Annotated in this window: 17 protein-coding genes; all 17 read left to right on the top strand. The window is 65.3% G+C overall.

From position 1 onward, the window contains the following. Positions 1 to 476 precede the first annotated feature (476 nt). The 17 genes from ACI766_RS11970 (at position 477) to ACI766_RS11890 (ending at position 21,370) form a co-directional block, all read left to right on the top strand. Positions 477 to 2,072, top strand: coding sequence for an isocitrate lyase (locus ACI766_RS11970; RefSeq protein ID WP_003090447.1), 1,596 nt, complete (start codon positions 477 to 479; stop codon positions 2,070 to 2,072). Positions 2,073 to 2,250: 178 nt separating this feature from the next. Further along, a complete protein-coding gene (locus ACI766_RS11965) occupies positions 2,251 to 4,269 on the top strand; it encodes a PhoX family protein (protein WP_003097668.1) in 2,019 nt (672 codons plus the stop codon). A gap of 78 nt (positions 4,270 to 4,347) precedes the next feature. After that, entirely contained in the window at positions 4,348 to 4,902 is a 555-nt protein-coding gene (locus ACI766_RS11960) for a DUF4442 domain-containing protein (RefSeq protein ID WP_003143818.1), read from the top strand. 599 nt (positions 4,903 to 5,501) lie between these two features. Next, positions 5,502 to 5,915: an NADH-quinone oxidoreductase subunit A gene (locus tag ACI766_RS11955; protein WP_003090452.1), complete on the top strand. Its 414-nt coding sequence runs from the start codon at positions 5,502 to 5,504 to the stop codon at positions 5,913 to 5,915. Between the two features lie 10 nt (positions 5,916 to 5,925). Further along, entirely contained in the window at positions 5,926 to 6,603 is a 678-nt protein-coding gene (locus ACI766_RS11950; protein WP_003090455.1) for a NuoB/complex I 20 kDa subunit family protein, read from the top strand. A gap of 80 nt (positions 6,604 to 6,683) precedes the next feature. Beyond that, complete coding sequence (gene nuoC, locus ACI766_RS11945; RefSeq protein ID WP_003090458.1) at positions 6,684 to 8,465, top strand: NADH-quinone oxidoreductase subunit C/D; 1,782 nt, start codon at positions 6,684 to 6,686, stop codon at positions 8,463 to 8,465. Position 8,466: 1 nt separating this feature from the next. Further along, on the top strand, positions 8,467 to 8,967 hold the full coding sequence (gene nuoE, locus ACI766_RS11940) for an NADH-quinone oxidoreductase subunit NuoE (protein WP_003090460.1): 501 nt from the start codon (positions 8,467 to 8,469) through the stop codon (positions 8,965 to 8,967). Then, positions 8,964 to 10,310 (top strand): NADH-quinone oxidoreductase subunit NuoF, encoded by a 1,347-nt coding sequence (nuoF, locus tag ACI766_RS11935; RefSeq protein WP_003097674.1) that lies wholly within the window; start codon positions 8,964 to 8,966, stop codon positions 10,308 to 10,310. Before nuoE ends, nuoF begins: the two co-directional genes overlap by 4 nt. A gap of 131 nt (positions 10,311 to 10,441) precedes the next feature. Then, entirely contained in the window at positions 10,442 to 13,159 is a 2,718-nt protein-coding gene (gene nuoG / locus ACI766_RS11930) for an NADH-quinone oxidoreductase subunit NuoG (protein ID WP_003122603.1), read from the top strand. Further along, positions 13,156 to 14,151 (top strand): NADH-quinone oxidoreductase subunit NuoH, encoded by a 996-nt coding sequence (gene nuoH / locus ACI766_RS11925; protein ID WP_003090465.1) that lies wholly within the window; start codon positions 13,156 to 13,158, stop codon positions 14,149 to 14,151. Before nuoG ends, nuoH begins: the two co-directional genes overlap by 4 nt. Positions 14,152 to 14,162: 11 nt before the next feature. Further along, positions 14,163 to 14,711, top strand: a complete 549-nt coding sequence (gene nuoI, locus ACI766_RS11920) for an NADH-quinone oxidoreductase subunit NuoI (protein ID WP_003090467.1) — start codon at positions 14,163 to 14,165, stop codon at positions 14,709 to 14,711. An 11-nt stretch (positions 14,712 to 14,722) separates the two neighbouring features. Beyond that, the gene (gene nuoJ / locus ACI766_RS11915; RefSeq protein WP_003090473.1) at positions 14,723 to 15,223 is read left to right on the top strand and encodes an NADH-quinone oxidoreductase subunit J; all 501 of its coding nucleotides are present in this window, start codon (positions 14,723 to 14,725) and stop codon (positions 15,221 to 15,223) included. A 45-nt stretch (positions 15,224 to 15,268) separates the two neighbouring features. Next, entirely contained in the window at positions 15,269 to 15,577 is a 309-nt protein-coding gene (nuoK, locus tag ACI766_RS11910; protein WP_003090475.1) for an NADH-quinone oxidoreductase subunit NuoK, read from the top strand. Continuing rightward, positions 15,574 to 17,421: an NADH-quinone oxidoreductase subunit L gene (gene nuoL / locus ACI766_RS11905; protein ID WP_003097681.1), complete on the top strand. Its 1,848-nt coding sequence runs from the start codon at positions 15,574 to 15,576 to the stop codon at positions 17,419 to 17,421. Before nuoK ends, nuoL begins: the two co-directional genes overlap by 4 nt. Positions 17,422 to 17,448: 27 nt before the next feature. After that, positions 17,449 to 18,978, top strand: coding sequence for an NADH-quinone oxidoreductase subunit M (gene nuoM, locus ACI766_RS11900; protein ID WP_003097684.1), 1,530 nt, complete (start codon positions 17,449 to 17,451; stop codon positions 18,976 to 18,978). A gap of 7 nt (positions 18,979 to 18,985) precedes the next feature. Then, positions 18,986 to 20,446, top strand: coding sequence for an NADH-quinone oxidoreductase subunit NuoN (nuoN, locus tag ACI766_RS11895; RefSeq protein ID WP_003090482.1), 1,461 nt, complete (start codon positions 18,986 to 18,988; stop codon positions 20,444 to 20,446). A 114-nt stretch (positions 20,447 to 20,560) separates the two neighbouring features. Continuing rightward, complete coding sequence (locus ACI766_RS11890; RefSeq protein ID WP_003113379.1) at positions 20,561 to 21,370, top strand: class I SAM-dependent methyltransferase; 810 nt, start codon at positions 20,561 to 20,563, stop codon at positions 21,368 to 21,370. The last annotated feature ends 150 nt before the right edge of the window (positions 21,371 to 21,520 follow it).

The raw sequence follows: 21,520 nt of genomic DNA, 5'->3' as shown, positions 1-21,520 counted from the left end.
CACTCTTAGACCTTCGTGTAGTAGTCTTGAAAAAACACTACAAAACGTTTGACGACGGATTTTTTCCAGAGCATGATGGCCCCGCTCCCGCTAATCAGGGGCTCTGAAACGACGAGCTCCCGGTGCCTGCGCCGATACGCCCTCGGCCTCCACCGTGTTGATCTGCCCACAAGGCGGCTTGACGAGATTGCGACTGGAACGAAGTTGTCCTGAGGGACGGGGAAGCGTTTACGTATCAGCCAGATCGAAAGACTCGACAGCGAGTCGCCCACCGGCAACCACGAGCCGAACGGCACTTGATCCAGTCGAGAAGCACGGTCCGCGAACTGTTCGTCTCCACCCCCTCCTCGGCGTCATTCTTCGCCACGGTCATTCTCTCGCCATGCAGCGGTGAGCCACCCGCAAGACAACCTTCACCAGCAGGTTTTGAGTGGGTCAGTCGGTGCTCAACCAATACATTTCTTGAAGGATTGACCATGTCCGCATATCAGAACGAGATCAAGGCAGTTGCCGCGCTGAAAGAGAAGAACGGCAGCAGCTGGAGCGCGATCAACCCCGAGTACGCAGCTCGCATGCGTATCCAGAACCGCTTCAAGACCGGCCTGGATATCGCCAAGTACACCGCGGCCATCATGCGCAAGGACATGGCCGAATACGATGCGGACTCCTCCGTCTACACCCAGTCGCTGGGTTGCTGGCACGGCTTCATCGGGCAGCAGAAGCTGATCTCGATCAAGAAGCACCTGAAGACCACCAACAAGCGCTACCTCTACCTGTCCGGTTGGATGGTCGCCGCGCTGCGCTCCGACTTCGGCCCGCTGCCGGACCAGTCCATGCACGAGAAAACCGCGGTTTCCGGCCTGATCGAAGAGCTGTACACCTTCCTGCGCCAGGCTGACGCCCGCGAGCTGGACCTGCTGTTCACCGGCCTGGACGCTGCCCGCGCCGCTGGCGACAAGGCCAAGGAAGCCGAGCTGCTGGCCCAGATCGACAACTTCGAAACCCACGTGGTGCCGATCATCGCCGACATCGACGCCGGCTTCGGCAACGCCGAGGCGACCTACCTGCTGGCCAAGAAGATGATCGAAGCCGGCGCCTGCTGCATCCAGATCGAGAACCAGGTGTCCGACGAGAAGCAGTGCGGCCACCAGGACGGCAAGGTCACCGTTCCGCACATCGACTTCCTCGCCAAGATCAATGCCGTACGCTACGCCTTCCTCGAGCTGGGCGTGGACGATGGCGTGATCGTCGCCCGTACCGACTCCCTGGGCGCCGGCCTGACCAAGCAGATCGCCGTGACCAACGAGCCGGGCGACCTGGGCGACCTGTACAACTCCTTCCTGGATTGCGAAGAAATCTCCGAGGCCGAGCTGGGCAACGGCGACGTCGTGATCAAGCGCGAAGGCAAGCTGCTGCGTCCGAAGCGCCTGGCTTCCAACCTGTTCCAGTTCCGCAAGGGCACCGGCGAAGATCGCTGCGTCCTGGACTGCATCACCTCGCTGCAGAACGGCGCCGACCTGCTCTGGATCGAAACCGAGAAGCCGCACGTCGGCCAGATCAAGGCAATGGTCGATCGCATCCGCGAAGTGATTCCGAACGCCAAGCTGGTCTACAACAACAGCCCGTCCTTCAACTGGACCCTGAACTTCCGCCAGCAGGTGTTCGATGCGTTCGTCGCCGAAGGCAAGGACGTTTCCGCCTACGACCGCAACAAGCTGATGAGCGTCGAGTACGACGACACCGAGCTGGCCAAGGTCGCCGACGAGAAGATCCGCACCTTCCAGCGCGATGGCTCGGCCCACGCCGGCATCTTCCACCACCTGATCACCCTGCCGACCTACCACACCGCCGCGCTGTCCACCGACAACCTGGCCAAGGGCTACTTCGCCGACGAAGGCATGCTGGCCTACGTGAAGGGCGTGCAGCGCCAGGAACTGCGCCAGGGCATCGCCTGCGTCAAGCACCAGAACATGGCGGGCTCCGACATCGGCGACAACCATAAAGAGTACTTCGCTGGCGAAGCCGCTCTGAAGGCCAGCGGCAAAGACAACACCATGAACCAGTTCCACTAAGGAACAGGGGCCAGCCGGGCAGCCACGATCTGCCCGGCCCGCCTCGCGAAAACCCCGGCTCCGGCCGGGGTTTTTCATTTCCGGATCATGGCAAAAGGCCTCGAGTGCCTGTCATCGTCCCGTCGCTTTCAGCGGTTAGCGTCAATGCTCCGTCGATCAGCCCACAAGGAGCACGTCCGTGAGCCTGGAGAAAAAAGATGCCATCCTGTTCGGTGATGGCGACGAGTTGCCCAGCAACCATTCGAACAACCCGCACATGAACGACCTGATCGCCGGCCTCGGCCGCCGTCAGGTCCTGGCCGGCGGCGCGGCGCTCGGCGCCCTCGCCTTCCTCGGCGTCGCGCTCCCCGCCAGCGCCGCTCCCGCCGAAGCGCAGGTGCCCGCCGCGGAAGGCCTGCGCGGCTTGCCTTTCAAACGCCGCAACCGCTTGCCCTTCGAAGCCATCGCCAGCGGCCGTGCCGATACCATCCGGGTGCCCGCCGGCTACAAGGCGACGCCCTTCATACCCTGGGGTACCCCGATCAGCGGCAGTTATCCGGGCTTCCTCGACGACGCCAGCAACAGCGCCCAGGACCAGGCCGAACAGATCGGCATGCACCACGACGGCATGCACTTCTTCCCGATCGACGCGCAGTTCGGCTTCGGCGGCGGACACATCAGCAACCATGGCCTGCTGGTGCTCAACCATGAATACATCGACGCGCCGCTGCTGCACACCAATGGCCCGACCGTGGTCGATGGCAAGCGCACCGTCGCCGATGAAGTGCGCAAGGAAATCAACGCCCATGGCGTTTCCGTCGTGGAGATCCGTCGCAACGTGCGTGGCGAGTGGAATGTCGTGCCGTCGCAACGAAATCGCCGGATCACCGCCGCCACGCCGATGCGTATCGCCGGCCCGGCGCGCGGCCACGAACTGCTGCGCACCCGCCACAGTCCGGACGGCACCCGCACCCGCGGCACCCATAACAACTGTTCCAACGGTTTCACCCCCTGGGGCACCTACCTCACCTGCGAGGAGAACTGGGTCGGCTATTTCTCCACCCAGGACAGCGAACTGCCGCGCGAACTGACCCGCTACGGCATTCGCAACACCAGCCGTTTCGGCTGGGAAACCCTGGCGGGCGACGAGTTCGAACGCTTCGACGCCACCCGCAAGGGCAAACAGGCCCAGGACGACTACCGCAACGAACCGAACAACTTCGGCTGGATCGTCGAGATCGACCCGTTCGACCCGCAATCGGTGCCGGTCAAGCGCACCGCTCTCGGCCGCTTCGCCCACGAAGGCCTGGTCTTCGCCCCGGTCAAGCCGGGCCGCCAGGTAGTCTGCTACTCCGGCGACGACTCGCAGAACGAGTACATCTACAAGTACGTCAGCCGCGACAAGTTCCGTCCGGGTCGCAGCAACGCTCGCCTGCTCGACGAAGGCACCCTCTACGTCGCCCGCTTCAACGCCGATGGCAGCGGCCAGTGGCTGCCGCTGGACATCGCCGACGGCAACTTCCGCGCGGCCTGTCGCAAGGCCGGGGTGAGCTTCGCCGACCAGGGCGAAGTGCTGATCAACACCCGCCTGGCCGCCGATGTCCTCGGCGCGACCAAGATGGATCGCCCGGAGTGGGGCGCGGTCAACCCGGACAACGGCGACGTCTACTTCACCCTCACCAACAACACGTCGCGCACCGTCGCCGACGCGGCCAACCCACGGGTGAAGAACGCCTACGGCCATATCATCCGCTGGCGCGAACGCAGCCGCGACTATGCCGGGCAACGCTTCACCTGGGACCTGTTCATGCTCGCCGGTCCCGGCGAAGACAGCCGCGGCCCGGACGGCAAGCCGCTGAACCAGGACAATATCCTGGCCAGCCCCGACGGCCTCTGGTTCGACCCGGAAGGCCGCCTGTGGATCCAGACCGACATGAGCGGCAGCCAGTTGAGCAGCGGCCCGTTCGGCAACAACCAGATGCTGGTGGCCGACCCACGCACCGGCGAACTGAAGCGCTTCCTCACCGGTCCGCTGGGTTGCGAGGTGACCGGCATTGCCGCGACGCCGGACTTCCGTACGCTGTTCATCAACATCCAGCACCCGGGGGAAGGTTCGACCGCCGATAACCTCCTCAGCACCTGGCCGGACGGGCCGGGCCGCCGGCCACGCTCGGCCACCGTGGTGATCACCCGCGAAGACGGCCGACGCCTGCTCTGACGCGCCACGACGACCTGCGTTGGCCGGAATGCCGGCGCAGGTCGCCGCTACAGCCGTGGGCAAGCCCGGGCAAAGCGGGTGGAATGCAGGCTCCCCTCTCTATGGAAGGACGCCAGCATGCCCAAGCGCAATCGTCTCAGCCGCGCCGTCGGCGCCATCAACCTCCTCCCCCGCCGCCTGCGCAGCCGCAGCCTGACGCTGCTGCTGGGCTCCCAGGTGCGCTTCGCCGGCACTGCCAGGGTGCGCATCCATGAACTGGGGCAGGAGCGCGCCATCCTCAGCCTGAAGAACCGTCGGCCGGTGCAGAACCACATAAAAGGTATCCATGCCGCGGCGATGGCCTTGCTCGCCGAGTCGGCCAGCGGCTTCCTGGTCGGAATGAACGTACCGGACGACAAGCTGCCGCTGATCAAGACCATGAAGATCGACTATCTCAAGCGCGCCCAGGGCGACCTGACCGCCATCGCGACGCTGGAGGCCGGACAGATCGAGCAGATCCGGCAACAGGACAAGGGCGAGGTCCGCGTGGCGGTGTTGGTCAGCGACGAGAACGGCAACCAGCCGATCGCCTGCGAAATGGTCTGGGCCTGGGTCGGCAAGAAACCCCGGGTCGCTACCGCAGCCCCCAGGTAGCGCACCTCCGGAGCGACTACATCTACGCTGCGACGCGAACCGCCGCAAACCTTGCCCAGCGCCTTCGCATCCGTCACGAAGAACCGCGGGCGCAGCCCCAGGCGGCGCCGCAGCCGGGTTGCCATGGTGCGGAAAGAAGAAAAACCGCCATGCGCCCGGCCCGGAGAATATTCCCGGTTTAATGCAATAACGGATTGGGCGAGAGTAATTACCAATAAAAGGGTAAACAATAGTAACGCGGCGAAGAATATATGTAGCGAAGTTATACGGATGCGACATTGCAAACGATATTCATTATCGTTTGAAGCCTTGCAAAGAGCCCTCCACCACGCTTCGCGGCAATACGACCAAAAGCCAGCCAGGCCGCGCCATTTCTCGCAAAGACAGCATTCACGAGGGTTTCGGGGATTAACCAAAGCGCTGGAAAAAGCAGAGAAGCGTCTGTTTGTGTTAGAAAAATTTACTTGTCCGGCGCTTTGGGCATAAAATCGGAAAGATACATACAACCCTTAGCTCACTACGCAGCGGGTTGCACAAGAAGTCGGGCATTGCGCCCAGAACCCACGATCTTATATATCCGGTACAGAAGGAGTATCAGCATGCCAAACCCAGCTGAACTTGCAGCTCATCACTGGGGATTCGCTGCCTTCCTTCTAGGGGTCGTTGGCCTTCTCGCCTTCATGCTAGGGGTTTCGTCCCTGCTTGGCAGCAAGGCATTTGGTCGCAGCAAGAACGAACCCTTCGAATCCGGGATCGTCCCCACCGGAGGCGCACGCCTGCGTCTCTCGGCAAAATTCTATCTGGTCGCGATGCTCTTCGTGATCTTCGACGTCGAAGCCCTCTTCCTCTTCGCCTGGTCGGTGTCGGTTCGCGAAAGCGGCTGGGCCGGCCTGATCGAGGCAACCATTTTCATAGCAATTCTGTTGGCGGGTCTTGTCTATCTTTGGCGGATCGGTGCGCTCGATTGGGCTCCCGAAAGCCGTCGCAAGCGGCAGGCGAAGCTAAAACAATGAGGCTTTGGCGATGCAATACAAACTTACCCGGATCGATCCCGATGCGGCCAACGACCAATACCCGATAGGCGAACGGGAAACCGTAGCCGACCCGCTGGTCGAGGGCCAGGTTCACAAGAACATCTTCATGGGCAAGCTCGAGGATGTGCTGAACTCCACCGTCAACTGGGGTCGCAAGAACTCGCTCTGGCCCTATAACTTCGGGCTGTCGTGCTGCTACGTGGAGATGACCACCGCCTTCACCGCGCCGCACGATATCGCCCGCTTCGGCGCCGAAGTGATCCGGGCGTCGCCGCGCCAGGCCGACTTCATGGTCATCGCCGGCACCTGCTTCATCAAGATGGCCCCGGTCATCCAGCGCCTCTACGAGCAGATGCTCGAACCCAAGTGGGTCATCTCCATGGGCTCGTGCGCCAATTCCGGCGGCATGTACGACATCTATTCGGTGGTCCAGGGGGTCGACAAGTTCCTCCCCGTGGACGTCTACATCCCCGGCTGCCCGCCCCGTCCGGAGGCGTTCCTGCAAGGCCTGATGCTGTTGCAGGAATCCATCGGCCAGGAGCGCCGCCCGCTGTCCTGGGTCGTTGGCGACCAGGGGGTCTACCGCGCCGAAATGCCGGCCCAGAAAGACCTGAAACGCGAGCAGCGCATCCAGGTGACCAACCTGCGCAGCCCCGACGAAGTGTGATCCGGAACTCCCGGCCAGCCCCGCTGGCCGGCCGAGACCAGCCGCGTTCACCCCACCGTTGACCGAAAGCGACCGAGACCATGACTGCAGACTCCGCTCTGTACATCCCGCCTTACAAGGCAGACGACCAGGATATCGTCGTCGAACTGAATTCCCGCTTTGGCGCCGAGACCTTCACCGTCCAGCCCACCCGTACCGGCATGCCGGTGCTCTGGGTTCCGCGCGAAAGACTGATCGAAGTCCTGACCTTCCTCCGTCAGGTACCCAAGCCCTACGTGATGCTCTACGACCTGCACGGCGTCGACGAGCGGCTGCGCACCCATCGCCGCGGCCTGCCGAGCGCCGACTTCAGCGTGTTCTACCACCTGATGTCGCTGGAGCGTAATAGTGACGTGATGATCAAGGTCGCCTTGTCCGAGCGCGACCTCAACCTGCCCACCGCCACCCGTATCTGGCCCAACGCCAACTGGTACGAGCGCGAAGTGTGGGACATGTACGGCATCACCTTCACCGGCCACCCGCACCTGACCCGCATGCTGATGCCGCCGACCTGGCAGGGCCATCCGCTGCGCAAGGACTACCCGGCGCGCGCCACCGAGTTCGATCCCTACTCCCTGTCCGCCGCCAAGCAGGACCTGGAGCAGGAAGCCCTGCGCTTCAAGCCGGAAGACTGGGGCATGAAGCGCCACGGCGAGAACGAGGACTACATGTTCCTCAACCTCGGCCCGAACCACCCGTCCGCCCACGGCGCGTTCCGCATCATCCTGCAACTGGACGGCGAGGAGATCATCGACTGCGTCCCGGAGATCGGCTACCACCACCGCGGCGCCGAGAAGATGGCCGAGCGCCAGTCCTGGCACAGTTTCATCCCCTACACCGACCGCATCGACTACCTCGGCGGGGTGATGAACAACCTGCCCTACGTACTCTCGGTGGAGAAGCTCGCCGGGATCAAGGTGCCCCAGCGGGTCGACGTGATCCGGATCATGATGGCGGAGTTCTTCCGTATCCTGAACCACCTGCTGTACCTGGGCACCTATATCCAGGACGTCGGCGCCATGACCCCGGTGTTCTTCACCTTCACCGACCGCCAGCGCGCCTACAAGGTGGTCGAGGCCATCACCGGCTTCCGCCTGCACCCGGCCTGGTACCGCATCGGCGGCGTCGCCCACGACCTGCCGCGCGGCTGGGACAAGCTGGTCCGCGAGTTCCTCGACTGGATGCCCAAGCGCCTCGACGAGTACGAGACCGCGGCCCTGAAGAACAGCATCCTGCGCGGCCGGACCATCGGCGTCGCCCAGTACAACACCAAGGAAGCCCTCGAGTGGGGCACCACCGGCGCCGGCCTGCGCGCCACCGGTTGCGACTTCGACCTGCGCAAGGCCCGCCCCTACTCCGGCTACGAGAACTTCGAGTTCGAGGTACCGCTGGCCCACAACGGCGACGCCTACGACCGCTGCATGGTCAAGATGGGCGAGATGCGCCAGAGCCTGCGGATCATCGAACAGTGCCTGAAGAACATGCCGGAAGGCCCTTACAAGGCCGACCATCCGCTGACCACGCCGCCGCCGAAAGAACGCACGCTGCAACACATCGAAACCCTGATCACCCACTTCCTGCAGGTTTCCTGGGGCCCGGTCATGCCGGCCAACGAAGCCTTCCAGATGATCGAGGCGACCAAGGGTATCAACAGCTACTACCTGACCAGCGACGGCAGCACCATGAGCTACCGCACGCGTATCCGGACGCCCAGCTTCGCGCACCTGCAACAGATCCCCTCGGTGATCAACGGCAGCATGATCGCGGACCTGATCGCCTACCTGGGTAGCATCGATTTCGTTATGGCTGACGTGGACCGCTGACATGAGCCAGAGCAACCTGATTCAGACCGACCGTTTCGTCCTCAGCGAAACCGAGCGCTCGTCCATCGAGCATGAAATGCATCACTACGAGGACCCGCGCGCGGCGTCCATCGAAGCCCTGAAGATCGTCCAGAAACAGCGCGGCTGGGTGCCGGACGGCGCCATCCCGGCGATCGGCGAGGTGCTGGGGATCCCGGCCAGCGACGTCGAAGGCGTCGCCACCTTCTATAGTCAGATATTCCGCCAGCCGGTGGGCCGCCACATCATCCGCGTCTGCGACAGCATGGTCTGCTACATCGGCGGCCACGAGTCGGTGGTCGGCGAGATCCAGAAGCAACTCGGCATCGGTCTCGGCCAGACTACCGCCGACGGACGCTTCACCCTGCTCCCGGTCTGCTGCCTGGGCAACTGCGACAAGGCCCCGGCGCTGATGATCGACGACGACACCCATGGCGACGTGCGTCCCGACGGTGTCGCCAAACTGCTGGAGGCCTACGTATGACCCTTACCTCCATTGGTCCGGCCAACCGCATGGCGCGTTCGGCGGAAACCCATCCGCTGACCTGGCGCCTGCGCGAAGACGCCCAGCCCGTCTGGCTCGAGGAATACCAGAGCAAGGACGGCTATGCCGCGGCGCGCAAGGCGCTGACCCAGATGGCCCAGGACGACATCGTCCAGACCGTCAAGGACTCCGGCCTCAAGGGCCGCGGCGGCGCGGGCTTCCCCACCGGCGTGAAGTGGGGCCTGATGCCGAAGGACGAGTCGCTGAACATCCGCTACCTGCTGTGCAACGCGGACGAGATGGAGCCGAACACCTGGAAGGACCGCATGCTCATGGAGCAGCTGCCGCACCTGCTGGTGGAAGGCATGCTGATTTCCGCGCGCGCGCTGAAGGCCTACCGCGGCTACATCTTCCTGCGCGGCGAATACGTCGACGCGGCGCGCAACCTCAACCGCGCCATCGACGAAGCCAAGGCCGCCGGCCTGCTCGGCAAGAACATCCTCGGCAGCGGCTTCGATTTCGAGCTGTTCGTCCACACCGGTGCCGGCCGCTACATCTGCGGCGAAGAGACCGCGCTGATCAACTCGCTGGAAGGCCGCCGCGCCAACCCGCGTTCCAAACCGCCCTTCCCTGCCGCCGTCGGCGTCTGGGGCAAGCCGACCTGCGTGAACAACGTGGAGACGCTGTGCAACGTGCCGGCCATCGTCGGCAACGGCGTGGACTGGTACAAGACCCTGGCCCGCCCCGGCAGCGAAGACATGGGCACCAAGCTGATGGGCTTCTCCGGCAAGGTGAAGAACCCCGGCCTGTGGGAACTGCCGTTCGGCGTCAGCGCCCGCGAGCTGTTCGAGGACTACGCCGGCGGCATGCGCGACGGCTTCCAGCTCAAGGCCTGGCAGCCCGGCGGCGCCGGTACCGGCTTCCTGCTCCCGGAGCACCTGGATGCGCAGATGTTCGCCGGCGGCATCGCCAAGGTCGGCACCCGGATGGGCACCGGCCTGGCCATGGCGGTGGACGACAGCATCAACATGGTTTCCCTGCTGCGCAACATGGAAGAGTTCTTCGCCCGCGAGTCCTGCGGCTGGTGCACCCCCTGCCGCGATGGCCTGCCGTGGAGCGTGAAGCTGCTGCGCGCCCTGGAGCGGGGCGAAGGCCAGCCCGGCGACCTCGAGACCCTCGAGCAGCTGGTCAACTTCCTCGGCCCAGGCAAGACCTTCTGCGCCCACGCGCCGGGAGCCGTCGAGCCGCTGGGCAGCGCCCTCAAGTATTTCCGTGCCGAATTCGAGGCGGGCATCTCCCGCCAGCCTTCGGCCGCGCCGCGCCCGGCAACGGTCGGCGCCTGATGCTTTGCAGCCGGACGGCCAGCCGTCCGGCGATGTTTCGTCGTCGTGCCGCGGCCCGGCCGCAGGCCCGACGGAACCGTGAGTTTCTATTAGCCACGCCCGCTGACAACGGGCCAACGAAGACTTGAACCATGGCCACTATCCACGTAGACGGCAAGACGCTCGAAGTCGATGGTGCAGACAACCTCCTGCAGGCCTGTCTGTCCCTCGGTCTCGACATTCCCTACTTCTGCTGGCACCCGGCGCTCGGTAGCGTCGGCGCCTGCCGCCAGTGCGCGGTGAAGCAGTACACCGACGAGAACGACAAGCGTGGTCGCCTCGTCATGTCCTGCATGACCCCCGCCACCGACAACACCTGGATCTCCATCGAAGACGAAGAGGCCAAGCAGTTCCGCGCCAGCGTCGTCGAATGGCTGATGACCAACCACCCGCACGACTGCCCGGTGTGCGAGGAAGGCGGTCACTGCCACCTGCAGGACATGACGGTGATGACCGGCCACAACGAGCGCCGGTACCGCTTCACCAAGCGCACCCACCAGAACCAGGAACTCGGCCCGTTCATCGCCCATGAGATGAACCGCTGCATCGCCTGCTACCGCTGCGTGCGCTACTACAAGGACTACGCCGGCGGCACCGACCTCGGCGTCTACGGCGCCCACGACAACGTCTACTTCGGACGGGTCGAGGACGGCGTGCTGGAAAGCGAGTTCTCCGGCAACCTCACCGAGGTCTGCCCCACCGGCGTGTTCACCGACAAGACCCACTCCGAGCGCTACAACCGCAAGTGGGACATGCAGTTCGCCCCGAGCATCTGCCACGGCTGCTCCAGCGGCTGCAACATCAGCCCCGGCGAGCGCTACGGCGAGATCCGCCGCATCGAGAACCGCTACAACGGCTCGGTCAACCACTACTTCCTCTGCGACCGCGGTCGCTTCGGCTACGGCTACGTCAACCGCGAAGACCGTCCGCGCCAGCCGCTGCTGGTGCTGAGCAAGCAGAAGCTGAGCCTGGACGGCGCCCTCGACCAGGCCGCCGCCCTGCTGAAGGAGCGCAAGGTGGTCGGCATCGGTTCGCCGCGCGCCAGCCTGGAAAGCAACTTCGCCCTGCGCGAGCTGGTTGGCGAAGGCAACTTCTACAGCGGCATCAACGAAGGCGAGCTCGACCGCCTGCGCCTGATCCTGCAGGTCATGCAGGAAGGCCCGCTGCCGGTGCCGAGCATCCGCGACATCGAGGACCACGACGCGGTCTTCGTCCTCGGCGAGGACCTGACCCAGACCGCCGCCCGCATCGCCCTGGCCCTGCGCCAGTCGGTGAAGGGCAAGGCCGTCGAGATGGCCGCCGACATGAAGGTCCAGCCGTGGCTCGACGCCGCGGTGAAGAACATCGCCCAGCATGCGCAGAACCCGCTGTTCATCGCCAGCGTCAGCGCGACCCGCCTCGACGACGTGGCCGAGGAAACCGTTCACGCCGCGCCGGACGATCTCGCTCGCCTCGGCTTCGCCGTGGCCCACGCGATCGACCCAAGCGCCCCGTCCGTGGCCGACCTCGACCCTCAGGCCCAGGCCTTCGCCCAGCGCATCGCCGATGCCCTGCTGGCGGCCAAGCGTCCGCTGGTAGTGTCCGGCAACTCGCTGGGCAACAAGGCATTGATCGAAGCCGCGGCGAACATCGCCAAGGCCCTCAAGCAGCGCGAGAAGAACGGTTCCATCAGCCTGGTGGTCGGCGAAGCCAACAGCCTCGGCCTGGCGCTCTTCGGCGGCGACTCCGTGGAAGCCGCGCTCGAGCGACTGACCTCCGGACAGGCCGACGCCGTGGTGGTGCTGGAGAACGATCTCTATCGCCGCACCGACGCCGCCCGTGTCGACGCGGCCCTGGCGGCGGCCAAGGTGGTGATCGTCGCCGATCACCAGCAGACCGCCACCACCGCCAAGGCGCACCTGGTGCTGCCGGCGGCCAGCTTCGCCGAAGGCGACGGCACCCTGGTCAGCCAGGAAGGCCGCGCCCAGCGCTTCTTCCAGGTGTTCGACCCGACCTACTACGACGCCAGGAACATGGTCCGCGAGGGCTGGCGCTGGCTGCATGCGATCCACAGCACCCTGCAAGGCAAGCGCGTCGACTGGACCCAGTTGGACCACGTCACCGAAGCCGTGGCCGAGGCCAAGCCGATCCTGGCCGGCATCCGCGACGCCGCACCGGCCGCCTCGTTCCGCATCAAGGGCCTCAAGCTGGCCCGCGAACCGCACCGCTACAGCGGGCGTACCGCCATGCGCGCCAATATCAGCGTGCACGAGCCGCGCACCCCGCAGGACATCGACTCGGCGTTCGCCTTCTCCATGGAAGGCTACTCCGGCAGCCAGGAAGACCGTCAGCAGATCCCGTTCGCCTGGTCGCCGGGCTGGAACTCGCCGCAGGCCTGGAACAAGTTCCAGGACGAGGTCGGCGGCCACCTGCGCGCCGGCGACCCCGGCGTGCGCCTGATCGAACCGAAGGGCGAAGGCCTCGACTGGTTCCAGGCCGTGCCGGTGCCGTTCAGCGCCAAGGCCGACAGCTGGAAGGTAGTGCCGCTGTACCACCTGTTCGGCAGCGAGGAAAACAGCTCGCGGGCCGCGCCGATCCAGCAGCGCATCCCGGAGACCTACGTCGCCCTGTCCAAGGAAGACGCGGACCGCCTCGGCGTCAACGACGGCGCGACCCTCGGCTTCCAGCTCAAGGGCCAGGCCCTGCGCCTGCCGCTGCGTATCGATGAACAACTCGGCGCCGGCCTGATCGGCCTGCCGGTCGGCTTCGCCGGCATCCCGGCGGCGATCGCCGGCTGCTCCGTGGAAGGTCTGCAGGAGGCTGCACAATGAGTTGGCTGACTCCCGCTCTGGTCACCATCATCCTCACCGTGGTCAAGGCCATCGTGGTGCTGCTCGCCGTGGTCATCTGCGGCGCCCTGCTAAGCTGGGTCGAGCGCCGCCTGCTCGGCCTCTGGCAGGACCGCTACGGCCCCAACCGGGTCGGTCCGTTCGGTGCGTTCCAGCTCGGCGCGGACATGGTCAAGATGTTCTTCAAGGAGGACTGGACCCCGCCGTTCGCCGACAAGATGATCTTCACCCTGGCCCCGGTGATCGCGATGGGCGCCCTGCTCGTCGCCTTCGCCATCGTGCCGATCACCCCCACCTGGGGCGTGGCGGACCTGAACATCGGCATCCTGTTCTTCTTCGCCATGGCCGGCCTGACGGTGTACGCCGTGCTGTTCGCCGGCTGGTCGAGCAACAACAAGTTCGCCCTGCTCGGCAGCCTGCGCGCCTCGGCCCAGACCATCTCCTACGAGGTGTTCCTGGCCCTGTCGCTGATGGGCATCGTCGCCCAGGTCGGCTCGTTCAACATGCGCGACATCGTCCAGTACCAGATCGACAACGTCTGGTTCATCATTCCGCAGTTCTTCGGCTTCTGCACCTTCATCATCGCCGGCGTCGCCGTGACCCACCGTCACCCGTTCGACCAGCCGGAAGCGGAGCAGGAACTGGCGGACGGCTACCACATCGAGTACGCCGGGATGAAATGGGGCATGTTCTTCGTCGGCGAGTACATCGGCATCGTACTGGTCTCGGCGCTGCTGGCGACCCTGTTCTTCGGCGGCTGGCACGGTCCGTTCCTGGACACCCTGCCCTGGCTGTCGTTCTTCTACTTCGCCGCCAAGACCGGCTTCTTCATCATGCTCTTCATCCTGATCCGCGCCTCGCTGCCGCGTCCGCGCTATGACCAGGTGATGGCGTTCAGCTGGAAGGTGTGCCTGCCGCTGACCCTGATCAACCTGCTGGTGACCGGCGCGCTCGTGCTGGCCGCGGCCCAGTAAGGAGAACCACCGTGATCAAAGAAATCATCAACGTCGTGCATGGCACCTTCACCCAGCTTCGCAGCCTGGTGATGATCTTCGGCCATGCCTTCCGCAAGCGCGACACCCTGCAATACCCCGAAGAGCCGGTCTACCTGCCGCCGCGCTATCGTGGCCGGATCGTCCTGACCCGCGACCCCGACGGCGAGGAACGCTGCGTAGCCTGCAACCTGTGCGCCGTGGCCTGTCCGGTTGGCTGCATCTCCCTGCAGAAGGCCGAGACCGAGGACGGTCGCTGGTATCCGGAGTTCTTCCGCATCAACTTCTCGCGCTGCATCTTCTGCGGCCTGTGCGAGGAAGCCTGCCCGACCACCGCGATCCAGCTCACCCCGGACTTCGAGATGGGCGAGTTCAAGCGCCAGGACCTGGTCTACGAGAAGCACGACCTGCTGATCTCCGGGCCGGGCAAGAACCCGGACTACAACTACTACCGCGTTGCGGGGATGGCGATCGCCGGCAAGCCGAAAGGCGCCGCGCAGAACGAAGCCGAACCGATCAACGTGAAAAGCCTGCTGCCATAAGGAGACGTCGCGTGGAATTCGCTTTCTATTTCGCTGCCGGCGTCGCCGTACTGGCCACGCTGCGGGTCATCACCAACAGCAACCCGGTGCATGCCCTGCTCTACCTGATCATTTCCCTGCTGGCCATCTCGATGACCTTCTTCAGCCTCGGCGCACCCTTCGCCGGTGCCCTGGAGATCATCGTCTACGCTGGCGCCATCATGGTTCTGTTCGTCTTCGTGGTGATGATGCTCAACCTCGGCCCGGCCGTGGTCGAGCAGGAGCGCAAGTGGCTCACGCCCGGCATCTGGGTCGGGCCTTCGGCCCTGGCCCTGGTCCTGCTGGTGGAACTGCTGGTGGTCCTCGCCCGCACCCCGAGCGGTGCCGGCATCGGCCATACCACGGTAGATGCCAAGGCGGTCGGCATCAGCCTCTACGGCCCGTACCTGCTGGTGGTCGAACTGGCCTCCATGCTGTTGCTCGCGGCCCTGGTCGCTGCCTATCACCTGGGTCGTCAAGACGCCAAACAATAAAGGTTCGGCGGGCGCCCTGCGCCCGCCCCAAGGGAACGTAACGCTATGAACGCAATACCACTGGAACACGGCCTGGCCCTCGCCAGCGTCCTGTTCGCCCTCGGACTGGTCGGCTTGATGGTGCGACGCAACATCCTGTTCGTACTGATGAGCCTGGAAGTGATGATGAACGCCGCCGCCCTCGCCTTCGTGGTCGCCGGCAGCCGCTGGGGCCAACCCGACGGCCAGGTGATGTTCATCCTGGTGCTGAGCCTCGCGGCCGCCGAAGCGAGCATCGGCCTGGCGATCCTGCTGCAACTGTATCGCCGCTTCCACACCCTCGATATCGACGCTGCCAGCGAGATGCGCGGATGAACCTTCTACCTCTTACCTTCCTGTTCCCCCTGGTCGGCTTCCTGCTGCTGTCGTTCTCCCGCGGCAGGTGGTCGGAAAACCTTTCGGCGCTGGTCGGCGTCGGCTCGGTCGGCCTCTCCGCCCTGAGCGCGGCCTGGGCCATCTTCAGCTTCCACAGCAGTCCGCCGGAAGGCGGTGCCTACAGCCTGGTGCTGTGGCAGTGGATGGCGGCCGGCGACTTCAGCACCAACTTCACCCTGTACCTGGACGGCCTCTCGGTAACCATGCTCGGCGTGGTTACCGGCGTCGGCTTCCTGATCCACCTGTTTGCCTCCTGGTACATGCGTGGCGAAACCGGCTATTCGCGCTTCTTCGCCTACACCAACCTGTTCATCGCCAGCATGCTGTTCCTGGTGCTGGGCGACAACCTGCTGTTCCTCTACTTCGGCTGGGAAGGCGTGGGCCTGTGCAGCTACCTGCTGATCGGCTTCTACTACAGCAATCGCAACAACGGTAACGCGGCGCTCAAGGCATTCATCGTCACCCGCGTCGGCGACGTGTTCATGGCTTTCGGCCTGTTCATCCTGTTCCAGCAGTTCGGCACCCTGAACATCCAGGAGCTGCTGGTGCTGGCGCCGCAGAAGTTCCCGGAAGGCAACCTCTGGCTGACCCTGGCGACCCTGGCCCTGCTCGGCGGCGCGGTCGGCAAGTCCGCCCAGCTGCCGCTGCAGACCTGGCTGGCCGACGCCATGGCCGGCCCGACCCCGGTCTCCGCGCTGATCCACGCCGCCACCATGGTGACCGCCGGCGTCTACCTGATCGCCCGTTGCCACGGCCTGTTCACCCTGGCCCCGGACATCCTCGAACTGGTCGGCATCGTCGGCGCGGTGACCTTGGTCCTGGCCGGCTTCGCCGCCCTGGTACAGACCGATATCAAGCGCATCCTCGCCTACTCGACCATGAGCCAGATCGGCTACATGTTCCTCGCCCTCGGCGTCGGCGCCTGGGACGCGGCGATCTTCCACCTGATGACCCACGCCTTCTTCAAGGCCCTGCTGTTCCTTGCCTCGGGCGCGGTGATCGTCGCCTGCCACCACGAGCAGAACATCTTCAAGATGGGCGGCTTGTGGAAGAAGCTGCCGCTGGCCTACGCCAGCTTCGTGGTCGGCGGTGCGGCGCTGGCCGCCCTGCCCTTCCTCACCGCGGGCTTCTACTCCAAGGACGAGATCCTCTGGGAGGCCTTCGCCAGCGGCCATCGCGAACTGCTGATCGCCGGCCTGGTGGGTGCGTTCCTGACCTCGATCTACACCTTCCGCCTGATCTTCGTCGCCTTCCACGGCGAGCCGAAGACCGAAGCCCACGCCGGCCACGGGATTTCCCACTGGTTGCCGCTCAGCGTGCTGATCGTCCTGTCGACCTTCGTCGGCGCCCTGATCACCCCGCCGCTGGCTGGCGTCCTGCCGGAAAGCGTCGGCCACGCCGGTGGCGAAGCCAAGCACAGCCTGGAACTGGCCTCGGGTGCCATCGCCATCGCCGGTATCCTGCTGGCCGCCCTGCTCTTCCTCGGCCAGCGCCGCTTCGTCAGCGCCCTGGCGAAGAGCGCCCCGGGTCGCTTCTTCGGTACCTGGTGGTACCACGCCTGGGGCTTCGACTGGCTGTACGACAAGCTGTTCGTGAAACCCTACCTGCTGCTCTGCCAATTGCTGGGGCGCGACCCCATCGACCGTACCCTGGGCGTCGTTCCGTTCAGCGTGCGCGGCGGACACAACCTCCTCAGCCTCACCGAGAACGGCCGCCTGCGCTGGTACGCCGCTTCCCTGGTGGGTGGCGCCGCCATCCTGCTCGGCGCGCTGCTGCTGGCCTAACGAATTCACGGAGAGACTGAGCCTGTCATGATTCTGCCCTGGCTAATCCTGATCCCCTTCATCGGCGGTTTCCTCTGCTGGATCGCCGAACACAGCAGCAAGACCCTGCCCCGCTGGATCGCGCTGCTTTCGATGACCCTGGTCCTGATCCTGAGCCTGTGGATCTGGGCCACCGGCGACTTCCAGCTGGCGCCCGCGCCCGGCGGCGAGCCGGAATGGACCCTGCAATTCAAGGTGCTGTGGATCGAGCGTCTCGGCATCAGCATCCACCTGGCGATGGATGGCCTGTCGCTGCTGATGGTCGCCCTCACCGGCCTGCTCGGCGTGCTCTCGGTCCTCTGCTCCTGGAACGAGATCCAGCGCCGCATCGGCTTCTTCCATCTGAACCTGCTGTGGATCCTGGGCGGTGTGATCGGCGTGTTCCTCGCCATCGACCTGTTCCTGTTCTTCTTCTTCTGGGAAATGATGCTGGTGCCGATGTACTTCCTCATCGCGCTGTGGGGACACAGTTCCGATGACGGCAAGAAGACCCGCATCTACGCCGCCACCAAGTTCTTCATCTTCACCCAGGCCAGCGGCCTGGTGATGCTGGTGGCGATCCTCGGCCTGGTGTTCGTCAACTTCAATGCCACCGGCGTGATCACCTTCGACTACGCCACCCTGCTGAAGACCCAGCTGAGCCCCCACGTGGAATGGCTGCTGATGCTCGGCTTCTTCGTCGCCTTCGCGGTGAAGATGCCGGTGGTGCCGGTGCATTCCTGGCTGCCGGACGCCCACGCCCAGGCGCCCACCGCCGGCTCCGTGGACCTCGCCGGCATCCTCCTGAAGACCGCCGCCTACGGCCTGATCCGCTTCGCCCTGCCGCTGTTCCCCAACGCCTCGGCGGAATTCGCGCCGATCGCCATGTGGCTCGGCATCATCGGCATCTTCTACGGTGCCCTGCTGTCCTTCGCGCAGACCGACATCAAGCGCCTGGTCGCCTACTCCAGCGTTTCGCACATGGGCTTCGTGATGATCGGCATCTACTCCGGCAGCCAGGTAGCGCTGCAGGGCGTGGTGGTGCAGATGATCGCCCACGGCCTCTCCGCCGCGGCGCTGTTCATCCTCTGCGGCCAGCTCTACGAGCGCCTGCATACCCGCGACATGCGCAAGATGGGCGGCCTGTGGTCGCGCATGCCCTACCTGCCGGCGATCAGCCTGTTCTTCGCCTCGGCGTCGCTGGGCCTGCCCGGTACCGGCAACTTCGTCGGGGAGTTCCTGATCCTGATCGGCGCCTTCAAGGTGGTCCCGGTGATCATCGTGATCGCCACCTTCGGCCTGGTCTTCGCCTCGGTCTACTCGCTGATCATGATCCACCGCGCCTACTTCGGCCCCAGCCAGTCCGACGAGCCGATCCTCGGCCTCGATGCCCGCGAACTGAGCATGGTGCTCGGCCTGGCGGTCCTGCTGGTCCTGCTCGGGGTCTACCCGCAGCCAGTGCTGGACATCTCCGCGGCCAGCATGCACGGCGTGCAGCAATGGCTGGGCGCAGCCCTTTCCACCCTTGCAGGACGGTAGTCGCGAAATGACCTTTACGATCCAACACTTCATCGCGCTCCTGCCACTGCTGATCACCAGCGCCACCCTGGTGGTGGTGATGCTGGCGGTAGCCTGGAAACGCAATCACTCGTTCACCGCCACCCTCTCGGTGATCGGCCTCAACCTGGCCCTGCTGTCGCTGCTGCCGGTCCTCGGCGTCACCCCGATCGAGGTGACACCGCTGGTGCTGGTGGACAACTACGCCTGCTTCTACATGGCCCTGGTGCTGGTCTCCGCCCTGGCCTGCGTGACCCTCGCCCACGCCTACATGGAAAGCTATCCGGGTAACCGCGAAGAGCTGTACCTGCTCCTGCTGCTGGCCACCGCCGGCGGCCTGGTGCTGGTCAGCGCGCAGCACCTGGCCAGCCTGTTCATCGGCCTGGAGCTGCTCTCGGTCCCGGTCTACGGGATGGTCGCCTACGCCTTCTTCAACAAGCGCTCGCTGGAAGCCGGCATCAAGTACACCGTGCTCTCGGCCGCCGGCTCCGCCTTCCTGCTGTTCGGCATGGCCCTGCTCTACGCCGAGTCCGGTACCCTGGGCTTCGCCGGCCTTGGCGCCAAGGTCGCCGAGCACGTGCTGAGCGGTCCGCTGGTCAGCGTTGGCGTAGGCATGATGCTGGTCGGCCTGGGCTTCAAGCTGTCGCTGGTGCCCTTCCACCTGTGGACCCCGGATGTCTACGAAGGCGCCCCGGCGCCGGTCTCGGCGTTCCTCGCCACCGCCAGCAAGGTCGCGGTGTTCGCCGTGCTGCTGCGGCTGTTCCAGATCGCCCCTGCGGCCCTGGACAACCAACTGCTGAACATCTCCCTGAGCGTCATCGCGGTCGCCTCGATCCTCTTCGGCAACCTGCTGGCACTGACCCAGAGCAACATCAAGCGCCTGCTCGGCTACTCGTCCATCGCCCACCTGGGCTACCTGCTGGTCGCCCTGATCGCCAGCAAGGGCATGGCCGTGGAAGCGGTCGGCGTCTACCTGGCTACCTACGTACTGACCTCCCTCGGCGCGTTCGGCGTGATCACCCTGATGTCCACCCCGTACAGCGGCCGCGACGCCGATGCGCTGTTCGAGTACCGCGGCTTGTTCTGGCGCCGGCCGGTACTGACCGCGGTGATGACCGTGATGATGCTGTCGCTGGCAGGCATCCCGCTGACCGCCGGCTTCATCGGCAAGTTCTACGTGATCGCGGTCGGCGTCGAGTCGCACCTGTGGTGGCTGATCGGCGCCCTGGTGCTGGGCAGCGCCATCGGCCTGTACTACTACCTGCGGGTCATGGTCACCCTGTTCCTGGTCGAGCCCGGCATCCGCCAGCACGACGCACCGTTCAACTGGGGCCAGCGCGCCGGCGGCATCATGCTGGTCGCCATCGCCCTGCTGGCGTTCTTCCTCGGCGTCTACCCGCAGCCGCTGCTGGAAATCCTCCAGCATTCCGGCCTGGCCCTCGCCGGCTGAGTCGCCCGCTCCACGAAAACCCCGCCTCGGCGGGGTTTTTCTTTGGCCCGCCCCACGCACCCTGCCCCGCTGCCGTGGCATGCTCCGCGCTCCATGGATGAACCCGGAGGCCTCATGCCCACCTTCCACGAAATCGACGTCCTGCGACACAACAGCGCCAGTTGGGACGCCCAGGCCGCCCGTGACTGCGAATGGTCGCGACCGGTCAGCGCCGAAGAGGTCGCCGCCGCACGCCGCGGCGACTGGGCGGTGAAGCTGACCCCGGGCGCGTTACCCGCTCACTGGCTGGGCGACGTACGCGGCCGCGAGATCCTCTGCCTGGCCTCGGCCGGCGGCCAGCAGGCGCCGATCCTTGCCGCCGCCGGCGCACGGGTCACGCTGTTCGACGCCTCGGCGGGACAGCTGGACAAGGACCGCCAGGTCGCCGCCCGCGACCGCCTCGAACTGGCCTGCGTGCAGGGCGACATGCGCGACCTCTCGACCTTCGCCGATGCCTCCTTCGACCTGGTCTTCAATCCCATCTCCAATCTCTACGTCGACGATGTCCTGCCGGTCTGGCGCGAATGCGCGCGGGTGCTGCGGCCGGGCGGCAAGCTGCTGGCGAGCTTCTACAACCCGGCGCTGTTCATCGAGGACCGCTCGCCGGAACTGGCAGAGCAGGGCCTGATCCGGCCGCGACATCGCCTGCCCTACTCCGACCTGGAAAGCCTCTCCGCCGAAGCCCTCGCGGCAAAGCGCGAGAAAGGCGAAGCCCTGGTGTTCGGCCATAGCCTGACCCAGCAGATCGCCGGCCAGCTCGCCGCCGGCCTGCTGCTGCAGGATTTCTACGAAGACTGGCAACCGCACCCGCGCTTCGTCATCGACCGCTTCGTGCCGACCTTCCTCGCCACCTGCGCGCTCAAGCCGAGGTCCGCCGCCGGTTGACAGCGACGAGCCCTGAGGAGTGCCGGCAAGCGCTGCTCCATGTCCAGTTGCGCAACGGTCGCGATGTACCGGGTTCGACGCACTGTTAGCCGAAGGCCCCAGGCACTGCCTGGAGCGGCTCAGCCACGACAGCGCCGTCCATGATGCTTC

The organism is Pseudomonas sp. DL, from assembly GCF_047199225.1.
Lineage (GTDB): Bacteria > Pseudomonadota > Gammaproteobacteria > Pseudomonadales > Pseudomonadaceae > Pseudomonas > Pseudomonas aeruginosa.
This window is presented reverse-complemented; position numbering and strand designations above follow the sequence as displayed.